Source organism: Bacillus cereus group sp. N21, from assembly GCF_016483395.1.
Lineage (GTDB): Bacteria > Bacillota > Bacilli > Bacillales > Bacillaceae_G > Bacillus_A > Bacillus_A pseudomycoides.
Genome location: NZ_JAEHBX010000083.1, coordinates 1 through 17,804, shown reverse-complemented (window position 1 = coordinate 17,804; position 17,804 = coordinate 1). Strand labels below are relative to the sequence as shown.

Here is a 17,804-nt window from a genome sequence, read left to right as displayed (position 1 = left end):
CCATTTTTATTTTTACATTTCTTTTACGAACGTTCGAAGTATCATCAAATAACTCGATCAAATAGTCACTTGATTTTTGCAATCCTGATTCACACTGGCACGGACAAGGAGCCGTAAGGATGAAAGAGAGGTAGGGCTTTCATTGTTTTAGGTAATATACTATCTAAGTCATTATTTCTAGAAGAAAAAACAATCAATCTCACCGCTATCTTTAAGAATTTCTTACATCTACTGAGACAGTGAATAGTAATTGTTTATCTTCCTTACGTAAAATTGATAAACGAACTGGTAACACCGTATGGTCAACTACAAAAAATGGTTTCCAGACCAGGAAACCATTTTTAATTTTATTTACATACCAATAGTAAATTAAGCAGTAAGAAGGAGTGCACACATGAAAAAAATGTTAACAAAAGAATTGAGTAATGAATTAAAGAAGCGAGAAGGGATCATTTCTATTACAGTTGAGCCTTATGAAAAAATCGAAGTTGGTGGAATTCGTGTAGATGGACCAGCTGTTATTCTAATTAATCAAGAATAGCTAAAAATAGTTGAATGAACGAAGAAAAGGATCAGCCTTTACGAGAAGGGAAGATCCTTTTTGTTTGCTGTTGATAATAATAGGATATATATAAATTTCATCTGATGTGATGGGGTTAAAAGGAAGGAGAGGGTCGGGATTATCATGGTGGAAAGCTTAATATTGGTAGGATTTCTTTTTACGTTATATAAATTAGTTGATAAAAAAACAAACTAATTATTTAAAACGATATATTGTTTCCTTTTTAAGGGCGAAATTTATTTGATAGTGAAATGGATAATTTAAAGGAGGAATTTAGATGGATGCAAGGAAAGAACGCATAAAATACAAGAAGATGTCAAAGAATTATGATCGTATTTATTTAGTTTCGTTTATCCTATTAATGGTTCTGTTGCAAAGTTTTCTACATGAAGCTACACTCTAGAAAACAGGATCTAGGAGAATCAGACATGAGATATTTTAAAGGAAAACAATTCAAGAAAGATATTATTTTAGTAGCTGTCGGCTACTACTGCCGTTTTTCTTTAAGTTATCGCGATGTATCTGAAATCCTGAAAGAACGTGGTATTTCAGTTCACCCAACAACATCCTCGATTAATAGAAAATGGAGACGCTTATCCGTTTGCTGTTGTGTTGAAGGATGAAAATATACTAATTGGAACAATGACATTGCGTATTGATAAACAGCATAACAAAGGGGAACTTGCCTATTGGCTAGGTAAGGACTATTGGGGGAAAGGTTATGCGACGGAATCAGCAAAAAGGGTAATGGATTTTGGATTCTGTGAACTCAATTTAAATCGAATTTGGGCACCTGCAATGAGTAAAAATCAGGCATCAACACAAGTAATGAAGAAAATTGGGATAACCTATGAGTGGACATTAAAACAAGATATTTTAAAATAGGGAACATATGAGGACGTAGATATTTACGGGGTATTGAAAGATTCCTATATGAATCACAGATAAACCAAATATATTTACTTCCGAGAACGAGAATTATGTAAGTTAGCTTCTAATAGACTACATAGTTGTGTCAATGAAGTGTTTGCTATGTTTCCGCTTAACCAAACACAAAGAGCTACTAAATCTTGTGCACGATATTTACTTTTCCGTTGAACAAATCCTATTTCTCTAGCTAACTGATCTAAAACATGTGGTGACATATGTCGTTGTAATTCTTTAGAAAATAATTGTAGTTCATCAGAAATAGATAGATTCATACAAAAACGCCATCCTTTCCTATGATTCTACAGAAAGAATAGCGTATTTTTTCATTTTAGGGAGGATTTTGTTTTATTAGCTTAATAGCGTTGGGTTGCCGCCTAAATTCTAAAAATCCCCAAATTTATTTTTGATTATAAAAACTATGACAAAATTTATCCGTTTTTCCTTTTTGCCTACTTGCTAAATTCAGCAAGTAAAATATTTTTAAAAGGATTAGGACTGTCAGCTCTACCCAAACTGTTCCAATTGACGACCAACGTATGCTTGCCTCCAAGTGTACCTCCAACAAGAGTAGTAAACCCTAGAAGGCCACCTGTGTGTCCCCATATCGAGACACCGTTCGGAAGCTTAGTTTCATAGATTCCAAGACCATATCCATCTATTCCTTCTCTTCCTGTAGGAACTGTAGTAAGCATTTGTTTTAGTTGTTGTTCTTTCAGTAATTTACCACCGAGCAAGTAAGAGAAGAATTTGTTTACGTCGTCAGCAGTAGAAATCATATCTCCAGCAGAGCTACCTGCACTTGGGTTATAATAAGTAACGTCTTTTAGCTCACTTGCTCCGTCTGGTTGGACATATCCACGGGCATGGTTGGTGCCTGGAATAACGCTTGAATTGCCAGGTAGGAATGTATTCGACAATTCAAGTGGTTCAATAATCCGATTTTCAATCTCTTCCGCATAGCTGTTTCTGGTTACTTTTTCAATAAGAATACCCAGTAATACGTATCCTGTGTTTGAATAAGACCAGCCCTTTCCTGGGGCAAAATCTGGGGGCAGAGAAATCCCCATCTTCACTAACTCTTCAGCCGTATACGATTTTTTTGTATCCGTAAAATCAGCGTCTTTTGACCTTGAGTATTCAGCGATACCACTTGTATGGTTCAATATCTGCCGGATAGTAATCTGGTTACCATCATATCCATTTCCTTGAATGGCACCAGGCAACCATTTTTCGATGGAGTCGTCTAGATTCAGGCGGTTCTCTCCAGCTAATTGAAGTACAACTGTTGCGGTGAACGTCTTCGTCACACTGCCAATGCGAAAGCGAAAATCTGTTTTCATTGGTTTCTTGGTTCTCAGATCCGCTATCCCAGCGGCATAACCCCACGTTTTTCCACCCTCAGAAGTTTTAGCAAGTATCCCCGGGTATCCAAGTTGCAATGTATCCCGCATTGCTTGCTTAACGGAATTACGATCTCGCTCAGTGCTTGTGTGTGACAAACTAGATACATTTTGAGTGGGCTCTGCTTTTACAATTGAGATTGGTGTTGTGTATAACAGAGAACTTCCAGCTATTAAAAGGGCCAGACTTGCAAATGTAATTTGACTACGTATTTTCATAAGGCATTCCTCTCCTCTATTCATATTGTATAGGTGGCTGTTTACTGTTCCTTACCTCCTAGGCTTAGGGAAAAGGCCCTCACTCATATAGATTAAAGCCCCAGTACAAAGGTATCTATCAATATCAACAATTTGAGCCATTTAAATCTCCATCCCTTCTATAACAAAATTATTTAAGGGTATGAAAGCATATTATGTATCCTTAGCTATTGTTAGGATTAACACAACATGAGACATACCCTCAGCCCATATTTTACTTTATTTATCCATAATATGTATTGAGAAAGAATGTAAATTCGAATCAGTTCCGTACCCCAACTATTAATCGTCTTTTTCACCTATTATCATTAGATATTTAGAATTTCATTATAAAAAACAACCAATCCCTTAGCGTACAGGAAGCGGTTGAAAAATGTATCTAACGTACAATTTACTTTTTTTTGATATGGTGACTCCATCGCCATCAAGCTAAGGTTTTGAAGTACCCCCTAAATGAAAATTTTCTTTCTCTACAGATAGTTACTCTGAACAGTCAGCTCATTTTTTCGTTTTGGGGGCATTATAAAATTCTTAAGTTGATGGGCATGGGGTGGCACCAACATTTCGCGGATTCCGTACGCTAAGGCTGAATTACTTGATATAACAGTAAGCGTCAAACTGTCCCCACCTACCAATAGAATCAGTTCCATGTCAAAATCTCCTTACGTACAAGAAAGAAAGGAGATTTTGACATGGCTAAAATAGATCAATCAATAGCGTGGAAGAATCGAGTGGACGCTTGTCGTTCCAGTGGTTTAAGCATCCGAAGCTCGTAAGAAAAAGAAAGATGTTTATTTAAGTCTTAATGCGTTCGCTTTTACTGTTGGTTATGATTGGTAGGGACATTCTCCATTAATAATTCGTAGGAAAGAGATAAACATTAGAAAAACTGTCAATGAAAATTCATGTAAACCCTCTAAAAAAGTCTTACAATCAAAGCAGAGAGACTTTGGAACGGGAGGCACTAGCCATGAATCGAATTAAACGTGAAGAGAAAACAATTAGCATTATGATTGATATGTATTGTAAAAACGAACATGAACAAGATACTATATGTGAAGAATGTCAGAAGTTAAAAGAGTATGCTTATTTTCGTTTATCAAAATGTCCATTTCAAGAAAAGAAGCCAGCATGTCAAAATTGCAAAATTCATTGTTATAAACCAGATATGAAAGATTTCGTTAAGGATGTTATGAAGAAGAGCGGACCGAAAATGATTTTAAAACATCCATATTTCGCGGTCATGCATGTTGTTGACACAATGAAGAAGGCTCCTGACTTACCGAAAAGAAAAAAGAGCTAAAAGAAAAAACGGGTTGTCTAACAAGCCCGTTTTTTCTTTTATTAACGTAAACGACAAATAGACCTAAAAAATCAATTTTATTATATCTTTAGGTCTATTTGTCGTTTACATATAACAAGGATTTAACAATAGGAGCCAAAAACGGACGTTTAAGGAACTTTATCGAGTTCTAACGAAACTAACAGAAAGATGGTCAAAAACCAGTTCCGAAACTCATTACCAAAAACAAAGTCCCGTAACAAGCATTAAATATCGTTTATGGAACTTTCTTAACGTACGGTAAAACCAAGTTTTTGAACTTGGCGTACCGCCCACATTTTAACGTTTTTATACGCCAAGAGATTCTCAAAACCCAATAGTACGATTTTAATTGAAATTTTGATTTAAAGATGCGTTTTGAGACACTATTCTTCTTCTAAAATAGCGTAATAATATTCGTCCCACCATTCATTTCCATGTGGTATACACTTCTTGAAATAGCCTTCTCTTCTCATTCCAATCTTCTCCATTACTCGATATGATGGGGTATTCTGTGGCTGACATGTAGCTATAATTCTATGTAATTTTATTTCCTTAAACCCATATTTCAATGTAGCTTGTGCTGCTTCAGAAGCATATCCTTTATTGAAATATTTAGGATTAAACACCCAACCAATCTCATAAGTATGTTCACCAAAATATTTATGAAAAACAATATGACCAATCAGGATATTTTCATCTATTAATACCACAGGAAAGTTCTTAGCATTTTCACCAATATTTTCATTTACAAAGTTTCTTGTATCTTCTTCAGTAAAAACCCCTTCGGGAATATATTTCATAACATTGATATCTGATGTATACTCATGGACAGCTTGCCAATCTTTGAACTCAAATTTTCGTATTAATAATCTTTCTGCTTTTACAAACATTTACTTTTCCCCCTCAAAAAATCGCAACTTTATTTCAAATCCACATGTAACCCCAAAAACAAAAAGACCTTATAGCAATTACTACAAGGTCTTTTTGAGACAATGTCAATAAAAGGGTAAAACAAACTATCTTATCAGAAAAACTAGGGATCACTATATCTTAAGACTACTAGGACACCTTTATTATACAACAAATATTAACATTTTAGGTTTTTTTTGATAACTTGTGAATTTTTAAATAAACAATGTTATATTTTGTTCCTAGATTATACTTTATTAATCAAAGGTTTGTTTAAAACAATTGAGTCATGAATGGAGAGTGGAGATACTTGTAAAATCGGGGTAGCATGCATGTGGTAATGTTCTTATAGGAGTACGAAAAGGTGGGGTATTTTAAAGGAAAACAGTTCGAGAAAGGTATTATCTTGGTAGCCGTTGGCTTCTATTGTCGTTTTTCTTTAAGTTATCGCGATGTGTCTGAAATTCTGAAGGAACGTGGTATTTCGATTCATCCAACAACGATTATGCGCTGGGTTCATGAATATGGAAATCTTATCTATCAAATTTGGAAGAAGAAAAACAAAAGAGTACAATTATCTTGGAAGATGGATGAAACCTATATAAAAGTTAAAGGAAAGTGGTGTTATTTATATCGTGTGATTGATAAAGAAGGCCATACCCTTGATATTCAACTTCGAAAAAAGCGAGATACGCAAGCAGCATATTCTTTTATAAAAAGATTGGTTCAAATCTTCGGAGAACCAACGGTTCTGACGACAGATAAAGCCCCATCGTTACTTTGCGCGTTAAAGAAATTAAAGAAGCAAGGCTTTTATACACATACGATTCATTATACGGCCAAACATCTAAATAACCTTATAGAACAAGATCATAGGCATGTGAAGCGCCGTTTTGCTAGGTCCTCAGGGTTTCAAAGCCTTCGCCATGCTTCAGAATCGAAACGGTTCATGCCCTATATAAACAAAGACGAAGTCTTCAATCAGACTCCGTCTTTTCGACGTATAACGAATTACAACAATTACTAACGATTTTATAAAATTCGCCTGTAATCTGTTCCACTTTTAATGTGTTAAGAAACTTTGCAACAGAACCTCTTTTTTTATTCTCTCTAAGATTTCGAAATACGCCCATAACAACATTTTTCACGCCACATTTATTCATGATAATTAAGTTCACTTTTTTCGTTTTGAGGTGAATTTGTTTTCTTAAGTTGATGGATGTGGGGTGGTACCCCATCACTATCAAGCTAAGGTTATGAAGTACCCCGTAAACGAAAATCTTTATCTATCTACAATTATTTATAACAATTTAGCTCATTTTTTTAGTTTTGGATAACAACGAATTTCTTAGGTTGATGGGCATGTATGGTGACCCCAATTACGTTTATGTCGATTCACGAATAATTAGATTCGTAGGATATTGAATAATTTTACGGCTAATATCCTCTTTGGACTCTATATATATTAGTATTTCACTAACAACACGCTTACTTAATTCAACGATTGGAATATCAATAGTACTTATTGTTGGACTTGTAACTTTACAAATTAACTGATTGTCATAGCCACAAACGGCAAGATCAGTTGGAACATTATACCCTTTTAAAGTAGCATTTTTAATAACTCCAGCTGCTACTTGATCATTACCAGTAAATACTGCCGTAGGTCTGTCTTTTAAATTATTTAACTTCTCAAAAATTTCAAACCCATCTTCAACAGTAATTGCATTTCCAAATAGCCATTCTTTTTTATATGATAACTGTTTTTCTTCTAGAGCATGGAGATATCCTTGTTTACGTTTTAATTGAGCTTGACTATTAAGCGAATCGTAGCAAAAACCAATCTTCTCATGTCCTTTACTAATTAAATGTTTAACTGCTTTATAGCCCGCTTCATATTCATCATAGCAAATTATTGGAATAGGAGCAGTTTCCTCATACTCATTACACAGTAGTATTGGACCATGTACTAAGTAACACTCCACATCTTTCCACTTATTTTCTAAGGATGCGAGAATTACACCATCCACAGCTTTATTTTCTAACAGTGCTAGTAATTCCAGTTCTACTTTTTTTTTGTAAAAAGTCTGATAAATCAGTAATTTATAATTGTGTTTCAATAATTCTTTAGATATCTCTTTAGCAAGTTGACCAAAAAAAGGATGAGCAATATTAGGAATAGATAGGGCTATGGTTTGTGTTTTATTTATCCTAAGATTCCTAGCAATAGAACTAGGAGTATAGTTTAACTCTTTCATTAACCTCAATATTTTTTCGCGTTTTTCTGAATTTACATAAGGATGATTATTTAAAACTCTTGAAACTGTGGCATTTGATACATTACATAGTTTGGCTATTTCTTTAATTGTTACCATAGAATCACTCCATAAAAAAAAATTGTTGACATGTAATCGATAACATAAAATATATTCTATTCATGATTTTTAAAATAATTTCTTAGAGGTGATTTTAACGTGAAAACCCTTACTACAGTTTCTAGTCATAGCAAAGATCATTTAGCCTTATTGAAATACTTACAGGGCGAAACAAAAGGTATTGAATTTGAAATTAGCAATATATTACCGAATCACAAAATGAAAGAGAAATTATTTAAAGATAACAAATTGGATAATAATGTCGATATAAATAAAGATATTTTCAATTATAGCAGAAAAAATATACAGAAAATAGAATTCATGCCTTTAAACCGTTTAATTTCTACAGGGGAAATTGACGGAATAATAGGAACTTTAAAAGAGGTGTTACCGACAGGGCAATTTACAAGTGAACCATTTTCAAAAAAGTTAGAGGAAGTAATCGGGGAGTATTTAAACAAGCAATTGGTAATTGTAACAAATAGTTAATCAATATAGCTATCACGGTTTTGAAGTCGATAAGAAAAATAAAAAGGTATAAGATTTTGGCTTCAATTCTAAAATCGATAATTTACAAGCAGCAATTAGTTTGGAGAGAATTAAACATTTATCGTATAACAATTTTAAAAGAGTACATTTAGCTCAGCGATATATAAATAATCTAAAAGGATTAATGGATAAAGAATTAATACAACTACCTAGGATGACGGAAGACCAGGTATGGCACCTGTTCCCTATTAGAGTTAGAAATGGGAAGAGGGATGAGCTGAAAAAGAAATTGAAAAAGCTGTATAACATTAAAACCGACATTTATTACCCTGTATTAGCTCACAAGCGGAACACTAGCTTGGTTAAGGATAAATATATAAATGCTACTTTATTAAATACAGAGTTAGCTCATAAAGAGATATTACACTTACCTTTATATCCAGATATAACGTTAAAAGAACAAGACTATGTGATGGAGGGATTAATTAATGTCACTAAATAATAAAACTTTAAATTCTTTAACATTCGAAAGATTACCAGAAGTTGAAAATCCTAAATTTGTAGTGTTTTGTGATTTTGATGAAACTTATTACCCTCATGATATGGATGAATCCAGAAGAAATAACATGAAATTGTTAGAAGAGTACTTATATGAACAAGGAAGTAATGGTCATCTAGTAATTGGTTGGGTAACTGGGAGTAGTTTAGAATCTATCATTGAAAAAATGAAAAAAGGATCCATCCAGTATTTCCCTCATTTTATAGCAAGTGGATTGGGGACAGAAATAGCATACTTTAATAGTAATGGTATTACATTAACTGATCAAAGATGGGAAGAAAATCTTGATAATAGTGGGTTTGCACCTGGGAAAATTGATGAAATTATTGATTTATTAGAAAGAGATTATGGTATCTTTTTACAACCACAGACACAATTAGGAACCTCTAAATACAAATTTAATTTTTATTATGAAGAACAAAATAAAATTGTAGATACTAAAAATTTGAAAAATATAATAGAAATTGCAGAGCAATATCAAGTAGGGGTTAATATTAACCGATGTAATCCATTAGCAGGTGATCCAGAGGATTGCTATGATGTAGATTTTATTCCGATTGGAACTGGGAAAGATGAAATTGTTAAGTTTATTTTAGGTAAATACGATTTAAGAAGAGTAAATGCAATTGCATTTGGAGATAGTGGGAATGATTTAAAAATGCTTAAAGCTGTTCAACACGGTTACTTAATACAAAACGCGACAGAAGAAGCTAAAAAAGCGCATTCTATGTTAGCTCAAGGTGAATATTCCATTGGAATTTTAAATACTCTAAAGCACATTATTAATTAAAGGAGCTGTTATTATGGTTCTGGTGCAAATATATGAAGAAGAACGCGGATAATAGTAGATTCCTAGTGAAATCGTATTTTATGCTATAAGGCCTCACCATATCCAAAAAAGAAAATTGTACGTTCAGACACAATTTGGAAACATTTTAACGGATACACTGTATGTTAAGCACAAAGTTTGTTACCAAAAAACTAGCCTTTTGAAAAAAAAGATCCCAATATTAGGGGATCTTTTTTTAGTGAACTAGTCTTAGATAAAGAAATTGTACTTCTTTATCTGTTACAGATAAACTAATTGATGTCTGCACTACAGCATTTATTGATATTATTAATAGAACAAACATGAATATCAAAAACCATTTTGGAATATCATTTTTCTTTTTTATGAAAGATATTAGGGGTCACCATACATGCCAATCAACTTAAGAAACTTCACTACCCCCAAAAGTAAAAAACGTTATTCTTTCTAAAAAGCTAACTAGAAAGGATGACGTTTTTTATGAATCTTTCGATGTTGAGAAATACATTCTTCCCCAAAACGAGAAAATGTACATCTCCAGATGAAATGTACATTTCTTTGTTTTGAGGATTCTTCAAAATATTATCTTGATAGCAATGTAGCAATACCCCTTAAGAGACCTAAAAAACCTCTAATCGATAAATTCATGTTATTATTCTTGATATTGCTGTTGAACCGCCTCCGGTAGTTCATCAAAGATTAGTCTTTTAAAAATCTTAATAATGCTTCATTAAATTCTTTTGCATGAGTTGCGTTTAATCCATGAGGACCACCTTTTATAAGAGCGAGTTTACTACCAGGAATAGAATCATATGTGCGTTTTCCACTTAACTCAAAAGGTACAGTTGCATCAGAGTCACCGTGAATAATAAGAGTAGGTATATTGAACTTTTCCAAGTCTTTTCTAAAATCGGTCATACTAAAGGCGGTAATACAATCGAGCGTTCCTTTAGGGGATGCACTAGCTGCAATATCCCAATTATATAAACGGAATGGCTCACTAACTAAATCTGTTCGATTACCAGCCGCGAAAAATCCCTTAGTAAATTCGTCAAGAAATGCAAGGCGGTCATTTATCACGCCACTTTTGAATTCTTCAATTGCTGCATCATCTAATGCCCCTTCAGGATGATCCTCTGATTTGTATAAATAAGGAGGAACTGCTCCAGCAAAAACAGCTTTTTCAATACGATCTGTTCCATATGTACTAATGTACCGAGCTACCTCGCCTCCACCCATAGAAAAACCAACAAGTGTGACATTTTGAAGATCTAAATGTTCTAATAGTTGATGTAAATCAGAAGTAAAGGTATCATATTCATATCCTTCCCACGGCTGAGATGACTTTCCAAAGCCTCGACGATCATATGTTATAACTCTGTATCCAGCCTCAACAAGAGCGGGAACTTGGTATTCCCAAGATCGACCACTTAACGGCCAACCATGAATTAGTACAACTGGTTTTCCTATACCATGATCCTCATAATATATCTCAATTGGTGCTTGATTTTCGGTTCCTACAGTAATTTTTGCCATTCTTCTACCTCCAAAAAATGTTCTAATATATATCCTTTTCTTCAATAATCCGGATGAATCTCGTAACCTATTTATGCACGTTTATGTTGTGAACTCTAAGCATGAAATTCTATTGTTCCGATGAATTCATTTTCTGTTTTTGTAACAATTCCCCATCTAATACCTTTTTCATCATGAAATAATTGCTGAACATTCCTCATATTCAATTCTAATAACAAAAATAGGTGACTATCAATATTGTTCTATCTATAGAATGTATAGGTAAAACCAATCAATTTTATGGTAAAAATAACTATAGTTACCATCTATGCAAATTATAGATAATTTAGAATTGATTAATGAATTGGTTTTCAAATACTATAAATTTGTATAGTGCTTCATGTTCTGTGAATGCTGCTATAACTAATATTAACGGTCAGTTTAGTTATAAACTAATCGTAACAAACGAAGAAATTTATGATAATATTCCACTGTTTAAACTTTCTTCGATTACTTAATTTATAGGAGGAATACATAATGGCTGATCTCTATTCTCGTATTAACAAAGATGATGCTGTCGTTCTTTTAGTAGATCATCAAACTGGTCTTATGTCCGGACTAGTACGTGACTATGGTGTTGATGAATTCAAGAACAATGTTTTAGCTCTTGCTCACACTGCTAAGTTTTTTGATTTACCAGTAATTTTAACAACAAGCTTTGAAAACGGACCTAACGGACCTTTAATGCAAGAATTGGTTGATCTCTTTCCTCACGCACCAAAAATAGCTCGACCTGGACAAATTAACGCATGGGATAATGATGATTTTGTAAAAGCAATCGAAGAAACTGGAAAAAAACAACTTATCATCGCGGGCGTCGTTACGGATGTTTGCGTTGCTTTCCCGGCACTTTCCGCTATAAAAGCTGGATATGAAGTATTTGCTGTTACTGATGCTTCAGGAACTTTCAGTAAACAAGTTGCAGATGCTGCCAATACGCGTATGGCACATAGTGGCGTACAACTTATGAACTGGTTTAGCGTAGCTTGTGAATTACAACGCGATTGGCGCAACGATGTCGAAGGTTTTGGCAATTTGCTTGCTAGTAATCTTCCAGGCTATCAAAATATAATTGGAAGCTATTTAGGAGCTCAGCGAGATCTTAGAAAACAAAATGCATAAATGTATTCCAAAGAAATAGATTTAAATCACTTTTTAAAAAGTGGATAGTATAAATTTAGTGCTGATTAAATCAGCACTCTCTTTTAAATTAAAAAGTATAGCAAAGCTTTTATTTTTAAGATTACAGTTTCAATTAACAGAAAATACATCACTTTCAAAAAAACTTAATTTAAAACAATTAAAAAAGGAGCATTTTATTATGAGTAATTTAGAATTGTTAAATCCGGAGAACAGTGCATTAATTTTGATTGATTTTCAGCCTCAAATGACTTTTGGAGTTGCAAGTATTGACAGACAAACATTGATTAATAACGTTATGCTGCTTGCTAAGTCAGCAAAAACTTTTAACGTACCTACTATTCTTACTACAGTTGAAACACGCAGCTTTTCTGGTTATTTTTGGCCACAAATTCTTGACATATTCCCAAACCATGAAATTATAGAACGTAGTTCAATGAACTCTTGGGAAGATCTAAAATTTGTTGAGGCAGTTAAAGCAACAGGTAGAAAGAAATTAATATTTGCAGCACTTTGGACTGAAGTTTGCCTTACATTCCCTGTGCTTGAAGCAATTAAAGCTGGCTATGAGGTTTATGCAGTTGATGATGCTTCAGGTGGTACTAGTTTGACAGCACATAACGCTGCTATGCGTCGTGTAGAACAAGCTGGTGCAATTCCAGTGACAGCAATTCAAGTTTTACTTGAATACCAACGTGACTGGGCACGCAAAGACACTTATGATGCTGTAATGGAAATTGTAAAGGAACACACTGGCGCTTATGGTCAAGGCGTAGAATACGCATATACTATGGTGCATGGCGCGCTTCCAAGCAGGAAAATATGAAACAAGAAGGAGTAGCTGGCGGAGAAACTCATACAGGGAACACGATGGATGCTGGCGGTCCAGTAACAACGATTGTTACATGGGAAATTCAAGAAGGTAGAGAAAAACAGTTTGAAACATGGAGACATGAAATCGAAGCTGCCGCTACTAAATTCCCAGGGCATTTAGGCGTAAATCTAATAGTCCCCAATAACAAATCCAGAGAGTATACTGTTATTTTTCGCTTTGATACGTATGAGCATCTACGTGCTTGGCAAGAATCAGATGTTCGTCGAGATTTGTTAAAAAAGGCAGAACAATTTCAAGCTACTAATTCAACTTACAAAACTGAAAGCAGTTTGGCTTATTGGTTTGTTACTCCAAAAACGCCAGTTCCACCGCCAAAATGGAAAATGTCTATTGTTACCCTTCTGGGTGTATGGCCTCTTAGCATGTTAGTTCCTAAAGTGATAGGACCTATTATAAAACATATGAATCCTATTATGTCAGCTTTTTTTGTTTCTGTATGTATAGTGTCCTTGCTATCATGGGTAGTCATGCCGATTTTCGGTAAAATATTTCATCCATGGTTACAAAATAATAGGAAGTAGACGAGGTGTGAACATGAATTTACCGGATATGATCTTATATAACGGAAAAATTACTACCCTTGACCCCTCTCAACCTGAGGTATCTGCTATCGCCATAACTGATGGTTTAGTCACTGCAGTAGGTGGAGATGAGCTTCTTGATAGTGCCACAGAAAAAACAAAAAAAATAGACCTTAAAAGAAAGAGAGCTATTCCAGGCCTGAATGATTCTCATATTCACGTTATTCGTGGCGGTCTTCATTATAATATGGAATTACGCTGGGAAGGTGTGCCATCACTTGCTATTGCTCTAGAAATGCTCAAAGAGCAGGCAAGGCGTACACCTGCTCCTCAGTGGGTAAGAGTAGTTGGAGGTTGGTCTGAATTTCAATTTAAAGAGAGACGGATGCCAACTTTGGAAGAGATTAATGCTGTTTCTGAAGACACGCCTGTCTTTGTGCTACATCTTTACGATAGAGCACTTGTAAATCGTGCAGGGCTTCGTGCACTGGGATACACAAAAGATACCCCAGATCCTCCAGGCTGTTTAATTGAGCGGGATAAACGAGGTAATCCAACGGGCCTTTTAATTGCCAATCCTAACGCTTCTATTCTTTATTCAAGTTTGGGTAGAGCTCCAGTACTTAATTTTGACGACCAGATTAACTCAACTCGCCATTTTATGCGCGAATTAAATAGATTAGGTATTACAAGTGCCATTGACGCAGGTGGTGGGTTCCAAAATTATCCTGATGATTACAAAGTTGTTGAACATTTAGCCGAGAAGGAACAATTAACTTTGCGTATTGCGTATAATCTATTTACGCAAAATCCAAATCATGAATATGAAGACTTTGCTTCATGGGCAAAAATTGTTTCTCCGGGTCAAGGAAATGATAAGTATAAAATGAATGGTGCCGGAGAAATGTTAGTATTCTCTGCAGCCGATTTTGAAAAATTTCAAATGCCGCGGCCCGAACTAGCTACGGTGATGGAAGCTGACTTAAAGAAAGTAATTTCTCTATTGGTGGAAAACCGTTGGCCATTCCGTTTACATGCAACTTATGACGAGTCAATAACACGTTTCTTAAATGTTTTTGAGGAAGTCAACAGAGAAATTCCTTTTAATGGTCTACGCTGGTGGTTTGATCATGCAGAAACAATCTCAGATCGTAGTATGGAACGTGTTAAGGCTTTAAATGGCGGTATCGCCATCCAAGACCGCATGGCTTTCCAAGGTGAATACTTTGTTGATTTATACGGAAAAGAAGCTGCAAAGCGTACTCCTCCGATTTATCGTATGCTAGACCTGGGTATACCTGTTGGCGCCGGTAGTGATGCAACCAGGGTTTCTAGCTATAACCCTTGGGTTGCTCTTTACTGGATGGTTGCCGGAAAAACCATTGGTGGTCTTTCGATATACGATGAAAAAAATAAACTTGACAGAAGAGTAGCCCTGGAACTATATTCCAAAGGAAGTGCGTGGTTCTCTGGTGATGAAGGTAAAAAGGGAACCCTTGCAGTAGGTCAGTTTGCTGATATTGCTGTATTGTCTGCTGACTACTTTACTGTGCCAGAAGAAGAAATCAAAGACCTTGAATCATTACTCACCATTATGGGTGGGCAGGTTGTTTATGGAAATGATGAATTTAAAAATTTATCACCTGAATTGCCGCCAGCATCACCTGATTGGGCACCCACGGGAGTTTATGGTTATGGTGGTGCTAACCTAACCCACAATATACTTTCTCACGATGCCCATGATCACAAGTTACATAGTTGCAGTAACCCTCTCCATCAACACACTCATACCGTAATAGGAAAAGATGGAACTAAATGGGGTATTGGTTGTACTTGCTTTGCTTTCTAAGTCAGAACCACCGGTATAATGCCGGTGGTTTTCTTTCTACAATAAGGGCTTGGGGCCGAAGACGGACCCAAATAGTAATGGTATTAAGATCATAATGGTAATATGGGCTCTGGTGCAAATAATATGTAGATTCGAAATAGCAGTATATCCCTAACGGAATCTATTACTATGCGGTAAGACCGAAGAGTTGATTGATTAACTTGACTTGTTTTTTGACAGACTTCTCTCCTTGCAAAGTCTGTCCTTTATCCCTTAAATAAAAGTCAATGGTATTCCCTTTTGAATCGACTACACCACACATATAAATCCACTGCCCTTTGACTTTAATATAGGTCTCATCCCAAGACTTATAGATTATTTTCAACTTTCACACTAGAATCATTATTGTTTCTATTATACTGATACTTTTTCAGGATCATTTAACTTCTGCATAAAGATACGTGCTGCAAAACTTAAAAATTTATCATCAAAGTGAATAAGATTAATATCTTGACTTGGTGTTGGATTAGTAATACGAACTATGCTCAAGGTATCATTATTAACAAAGTCAACCAGTGAAAGAGGTATTATGGCAACCCCATGTCCATTGTATACAAGGCTCAATAGAGAAATAGAAGATTTTGTTTCTATATTTGCTTCAGATAAAGATAACCCTAAACTTTCACAATATATCTTAATCGATTCACGACAACTACATGAAACCATTATTCTACTCAGCCCTGCTAATTCTCGAAAAGAAACAAATGATTTTTTATTCAAAGGATGATTTTTTGGAATTACAAGGACGAGCTCTTCGCTATACAAAAGGGTGCTTGTTAATGTGTCTGGAATTTGAGCACTACGTGTGATCCCTATATCAATATTTTTGTCAACGATTTGATTTACAGCAACTTCTGATTCTATAATTTTTACTACAATATTGGGATAATGTTGTTGAAACTTCATAATATAAGGTGTTAAATAAGTGAGATCTTCTAATAAACCTCCTATAGTAATCACACCTCTTTTCACACCCTTTAATTCAAAAATTTCGTTATAAACCTCATCAAATTGTTGCATGATAAATCTCCCTTTATCAAATAGCAATTTACCTGCTTCTGTAATTTTGATACCTCTTCCAACTCGATGAAATAAAGGTGTATCAAGTTCACCTTCTAACACACGTATTTGTTGACTTAAAGTCGGCTGTGAAATACCTAGAACTTCCGCAGCTTTAGTAAAACTACCATTATTACAAACTTGAATAAAATACTCTAAATGACGTAATTCCATTCTTGATACCCACTCTCCGCTTTATGAAAGATTCACATTTAAAAGAACACTTTGTATGCGTTAGCATAACAACTATCTTTCCTGTTTATACTAATTGTAATTTCATTATTTCTTCATTTTGGATTCCAATAAATGTACTGCCATTTATTGATTTTTTCCTCCTATTTAATTTATATTTAATTAGGATATTACTAATTCGAGATATATTTCTAAAAATTATAGTTCTTGTGCATAATATCCTAATTTCTTCAACTGTTCGATTATCAATTTTTTCTCAATATAATCCAAACCACCAAATATTTGTCGAATCGCCTCTTTATGCTGAGGGAAAATAGTATCCATCAATTCAATACCTTCTGAAGTAATTGACGCATACGTAACACGGCGGTCTTTAGGACATGGTTTTCGTATTAAGAACCTCTTCTTTTCCAACTTATCCACTACATACGTGATACTACTACTTGCAAGTAATATTTTGTCTCCAATTTTTTGTATAGGCTGATCGCCTTTACTGTATAGTAGCTCAAGCACTGCAAATTCAGTTGGATTAAGTCCATAACTTTTTATATCTTCTTCAATACGCTTAGTGATTGACTGTACTGCCCTTGATAATATAACAAATAACTTTAAAGATAAGCTCTCATCGTTAATCACGCTCATAATTACCAATCCTTTGCAAATTATCTTGAATTCGAGATTCATTATATTATCGTCGAAATATTATGTCAATAATTCATTTTAGTTTTATCAAACCACTTATAATTTATTTCTCAACATGAAACATATGGAATCGTAAGAAAATAATTGTTAAAATATAAGCATCTCAATTGCGTTATTTTTTTAAAGAGGGCTTGTTTTCTAACGAGGCCACTGAAAAAGTCCTTATAGTTAAAAAAGTGAAAGCTTCCTCGATGAAATCGAGGAAGCTTTCACTTTTT

Annotated in this window: 15 protein-coding genes and 4 pseudogenes; 11 read left to right on the top strand and 8 right to left on the bottom strand. The window is 34.6% G+C overall.

Going from position 1 to position 17,804, the window contains the following annotated elements:
- The first annotated feature begins 394 nt into the window (after positions 1 to 394).
- The 3 genes and pseudogenes from JDS96_RS26655 (at position 395) to JDS96_RS26645 (ending at position 1,447) form a co-directional block, all read left to right on the top strand.
- Complete coding sequence (locus JDS96_RS26655; protein ID WP_000738547.1) at positions 395 to 541, top strand: BC1881 family protein; 147 nt, start codon at positions 395 to 397, stop codon at positions 539 to 541.
- A 449-nt stretch (positions 542 to 990) separates the two neighbouring features.
- Positions 991 to 1,128: pseudogene (locus tag JDS96_RS26650) on the top strand (IS6 family transposase); the annotation flags it as partial.
- The gene (locus JDS96_RS26645; RefSeq protein WP_307838212.1) at positions 1,103 to 1,447 is read left to right on the top strand and encodes a GNAT family N-acetyltransferase; all 345 of its coding nucleotides are present in this window, start codon (positions 1,103 to 1,105) and stop codon (positions 1,445 to 1,447) included. The pseudogene JDS96_RS26650 and the gene JDS96_RS26645, both read left to right, overlap by 26 nt.
- Positions 1,448 to 1,548: 101 nt before the next feature.
- On the opposite strand, the pseudogene JDS96_RS26640 reads toward JDS96_RS26645, so the two are convergent.
- Positions 1,549 to 1,764, bottom strand: a pseudogene (locus tag JDS96_RS26640) (IS4 family transposase); the annotation flags it as partial.
- Positions 1,765 to 1,941: 177 nt separating this feature from the next.
- Complete coding sequence (locus tag JDS96_RS26635) at positions 1,942 to 3,111, bottom strand: serine hydrolase domain-containing protein (protein WP_199668576.1); 1,170 nt, start codon at positions 3,109 to 3,111, stop codon at positions 1,942 to 1,944.
- A 1,009-nt stretch (positions 3,112 to 4,120) separates the two neighbouring features.
- Here JDS96_RS26635 and JDS96_RS26630 point away from each other — a divergent pair.
- On the top strand, positions 4,121 to 4,453 hold the full coding sequence (locus JDS96_RS26630; protein ID WP_199668575.1) for a nitrous oxide-stimulated promoter family protein: 333 nt from the start codon (positions 4,121 to 4,123) through the stop codon (positions 4,451 to 4,453).
- A gap of 404 nt (positions 4,454 to 4,857) precedes the next feature.
- Here JDS96_RS26630 and JDS96_RS26625 read toward each other — a convergent pair whose 3' ends face one another.
- Positions 4,858 to 5,364, bottom strand: coding sequence for a GNAT family N-acetyltransferase (locus tag JDS96_RS26625; RefSeq protein ID WP_199668574.1), 507 nt, complete (start codon positions 5,362 to 5,364; stop codon positions 4,858 to 4,860).
- 383 nt (positions 5,365 to 5,747) lie between these two features.
- On the opposite strand from JDS96_RS26625, the gene JDS96_RS26620 reads away from it, so the two are divergent.
- Positions 5,748 to 6,421, top strand: a protein-coding gene (locus JDS96_RS26620) for an IS6 family transposase (RefSeq protein ID WP_374221014.1) whose coding sequence is annotated in 2 segments (ribosomal slippage) — positions 5,748 to 6,302 and positions 6,305 to 6,421 — 672 coding nt in all. Because the reading frame shifts where the segments join, the coding sequence is not laid out codon by codon here.
- Between the two features lie 347 nt (positions 6,422 to 6,768).
- Here the strand turns inward: JDS96_RS26620 and JDS96_RS26615 are convergent.
- Positions 6,769 to 7,758: a LacI family DNA-binding transcriptional regulator gene (locus JDS96_RS26615; RefSeq protein WP_199668573.1), complete on the bottom strand. Its 990-nt coding sequence runs from the start codon at positions 7,756 to 7,758 to the stop codon at positions 6,769 to 6,771.
- A gap of 99 nt (positions 7,759 to 7,857) precedes the next feature.
- On the opposite strand from JDS96_RS26615, the pseudogene JDS96_RS26610 reads away from it, so the two are divergent.
- Positions 7,858 to 8,749, top strand: a pseudogene (locus JDS96_RS26610) (DegT/DnrJ/EryC1/StrS family aminotransferase).
- Positions 8,736 to 9,596 carry an HAD-IIB family hydrolase gene (locus tag JDS96_RS26605; protein ID WP_199668572.1) on the top strand — a complete coding sequence of 287 codons (861 nt, stop codon included), beginning with the start codon at positions 8,736 to 8,738 and terminating at the stop codon, positions 9,594 to 9,596. The pseudogene JDS96_RS26610 and the gene JDS96_RS26605 overlap by 14 nt, the downstream one beginning before the upstream one ends.
- A 717-nt stretch (positions 9,597 to 10,313) precedes the next feature.
- Here JDS96_RS26605 and JDS96_RS26600 read toward each other — a convergent pair.
- The gene (locus JDS96_RS26600) at positions 10,314 to 11,150 is read right to left on the bottom strand and encodes an alpha/beta fold hydrolase (RefSeq protein ID WP_199668571.1); all 837 of its coding nucleotides are present in this window, start codon (positions 11,148 to 11,150) and stop codon (positions 10,314 to 10,316) included.
- Positions 11,151 to 11,666: 516 nt separating this feature from the next.
- Between JDS96_RS26600 and ycaC the strand changes: the two genes are divergently transcribed.
- The 4 genes from ycaC to JDS96_RS26580 all read left to right on the top strand — a co-directional run bounded on the left by ycaC (position 11,667) and on the right by JDS96_RS26580 (position 15,594).
- Positions 11,667 to 12,311, top strand: coding sequence for an isochorismate family cysteine hydrolase YcaC (gene ycaC, locus JDS96_RS26595; RefSeq protein WP_199668570.1), 645 nt, complete (start codon positions 11,667 to 11,669; stop codon positions 12,309 to 12,311).
- A 199-nt stretch (positions 12,312 to 12,510) separates the two neighbouring features.
- Positions 12,511 to 13,155 (top strand): hydrolase, encoded by a 645-nt coding sequence (locus JDS96_RS26590; protein ID WP_199668578.1) that lies wholly within the window; start codon positions 12,511 to 12,513, stop codon positions 13,153 to 13,155.
- Positions 13,152 to 13,745 (top strand): antibiotic biosynthesis monooxygenase, encoded by a 594-nt coding sequence (locus JDS96_RS26585; protein WP_199668569.1) that lies wholly within the window; start codon positions 13,152 to 13,154, stop codon positions 13,743 to 13,745. Before JDS96_RS26590 ends, JDS96_RS26585 begins: the two co-directional genes overlap by 4 nt.
- Before the next feature lie 13 nt (positions 13,746 to 13,758).
- The gene (locus JDS96_RS26580; protein ID WP_199668568.1) at positions 13,759 to 15,594 is read left to right on the top strand and encodes an amidohydrolase; all 1,836 of its coding nucleotides are present in this window, start codon (positions 13,759 to 13,761) and stop codon (positions 15,592 to 15,594) included.
- Positions 15,595 to 15,838: 244 nt separating this feature from the next.
- Here JDS96_RS26580 and JDS96_RS26575 read toward each other — a convergent pair.
- The 3 genes and pseudogenes from JDS96_RS26575 to JDS96_RS26565 all read right to left on the bottom strand — a co-directional run.
- Positions 15,839 to 15,958, bottom strand: a pseudogene (locus JDS96_RS26575) (DDE-type integrase/transposase/recombinase); the annotation flags it as partial.
- Positions 15,959 to 15,987: 29 nt separating this feature from the next.
- The gene (locus JDS96_RS26570; RefSeq protein ID WP_199668567.1) at positions 15,988 to 16,866 is read right to left on the bottom strand and encodes a LysR family transcriptional regulator; all 879 of its coding nucleotides are present in this window, start codon (positions 16,864 to 16,866) and stop codon (positions 15,988 to 15,990) included.
- A 216-nt stretch (positions 16,867 to 17,082) separates the two neighbouring features.
- On the bottom strand, positions 17,083 to 17,526 hold the full coding sequence (locus JDS96_RS26565; protein ID WP_097795762.1) for a MarR family winged helix-turn-helix transcriptional regulator: 444 nt from the start codon (positions 17,524 to 17,526) through the stop codon (positions 17,083 to 17,085).
- Positions 17,527 to 17,804 lie beyond the last annotated feature (278 nt).